The following is a 1,757-nucleotide window of genomic DNA, read 5'->3' as shown; positions in this document are numbered from 1 at the left end:
GCAGGTCCGGGGTGCTCGGCGTGGTCAGCATCGACACCACCCTCTACGGCCCGGCCTCCACGCTCTACTGCATCGAGCAGGCGGCCAGGCGGGCCGGCTACAACGTCAGCATCGCCAGCCTGCCCTCGCTCAGCCGCAGGTCGATGGAGGAGGGCGTGCAGCGGCTGCGCGCCCAGGCGGTCGACGGCGTGATCATCGTGGCGCCGCACGAGTCGGCCGCCGACGGCCTGCGCCACCTGCCGCCGGAGATGCCGGTGGTGGCCGTCGACGCCGGCGACGACATCCCGGTGCCGGTGGCCAAGGTCGACCAGCAGGCGGGCGCCAGGCGGGTCACCCGTCACCTGCTCAGCCTCGGCCACGAGACGGTCTGGCACGTCGCCGGCCCGGCCGACTGGCTCGACGCCAACGGCCGCATCGAGGGCTGGCGCGGCGTGCTGGAGGCCGCCGGCCGGGAGGCGCCCGAGGTGCTGCGCGGCGACTGGAGCGCCCGCTCGGGCTACCAGCTCGGCCGCCGCCTCTGCGAGAACCCCGACGTCACCGCCGTGTTCGTGGCCAACGACCAGATGGCGCTCGGCGTGCTGCGCGCGCTGCGCGAGGCCGGCCGCCGGGTGCCCGAGGACGTCAGCGTGGCCGGGTTCGACGACATCCCCGAGTCGGCCTACTTCTGGCCGCCGCTGACCACCGTGCGCCAGGACTTCGGCGAGGTCGGCAGGCACGCCTTCCACCTGCTGCTCGACTTCATGGCCGGGCACGAGCCCGAGGCGCGGCGGCTGGTCGAGCCCGAGCTCGTGGTCAGGGAGAGCACGGGAGCCAGGCCGTCCCGGGCATGACCGGCATGATCGGCGGGCAGGTGTAGGGCCGTCGCGGAGGTGATCGGCTGGATGATGCTGCTCGAACGTTTCGACGCCTGGGACAAGCGGGCCTTCGACCGGGTCGCGCGCTCCGACCTGCCGGTGCTCGACGCCCTGCTGCCGCATCTGTCGTCGGCGGCCGACAACTCGGTCCTGTGGGGGCTGGTGGCGGGCGTCCTGATGATGACGGGCCGGCCGCGCCTGCAGCGGGCGGGCGTCCGCGGGCTGCTGGCGATCTCGCTGGCCAGCCCGCTGACCAGCATGGTCGTCAAGCAGGCGATCCGCAGGCCGCGCCCGCTGACGGACCTCATCCCGGTGATCCGGCGCCGCCGGGTGCCGGCGTCCTCGTCGCTGCCGTCGGGGCACAGCGCGTCCGCGGTCGCCTTCGCGGTGGCGGTCTCCAGGGACGCGCCGCTGCCGGTCGCCACCTCGGTCACGCTGCTCGCCGCCGGCGTGGCCGCCTCCCGCGTGTACGTGGGCGCCCACTACCCGGGCGACGTGCTGGCCGGGGTCGCCGTCGGGGCGGCGGCGGGCTGGAGCGCCCGGGGCTGCGGACGATGGCTGCGCCGCACGCTGGCCGCCTGCGCCGCGCCGCAGGAGGTCAGGCGGGGCCGCTGCTGGCCCGGACGATCAGGGTCGAGCGCAGCAACTGCAGGGAGTTGACCGGCGGGCGGCCCTCGTCCAGGGCGCGCAGCAGGAGCTCGATGGCCTGCCTGGTCATCTCCCTGCTCGGGACGGCGACCGTGGTGAGGGCGGGATGCGTCACCCGTACCTCGTCGATGTCGTCGTGGCCGACCACCGACAGGTCGCCGGGCACCGAGCGGCCGCCGAGCCTGGCCGCCTCCAGCGCGCCCAGCGCGAGGATGTCGTGCGTGCAGAACAGCGCGGTCAGGCCGGGGTCGGCGG

The 1,757-nt window shown here is 75.3% G+C and carries 3 protein-coding genes; 2 read left to right on the top strand and 1 reads right to left on the bottom strand.

The genetic code is table 11. The features are described from left to right. Together ACWCSD_RS52315 and ACWCSD_RS52310 are read left to right on the top strand one after the other, a co-directional pair. A partial coding sequence (locus ACWCSD_RS52315; protein ID WP_449927343.1) for a substrate-binding domain-containing protein occupies positions 1–830 on the top strand: 830 nt, incomplete at its 5' end. A 39-nt stretch (positions 831–869) separates the two neighbouring features. After that, complete coding sequence (locus ACWCSD_RS52310; protein WP_397216114.1) at positions 870–1,514, top strand: phosphatase PAP2 family protein; 645 nt, start codon at positions 870–872, stop codon at positions 1,512–1,514. On the opposite strand, the gene ACWCSD_RS52305 is transcribed toward ACWCSD_RS52310, so the two are convergent. Further along, a partial coding sequence (locus ACWCSD_RS52305) for a substrate-binding domain-containing protein (protein WP_449927339.1) occupies positions 1,453–1,757 on the bottom strand: 305 nt, incomplete at its 5' end. The two genes, ACWCSD_RS52310 and ACWCSD_RS52305, sit on opposite strands and share 62 nt — an antisense overlap.

Source organism: Nonomuraea sp. NPDC001684, from assembly GCF_053596515.1.
The sequence above is the reverse complement of the archived record's forward strand: the minus strand, read 5'-3'. Positions and strand labels throughout refer to the sequence as shown.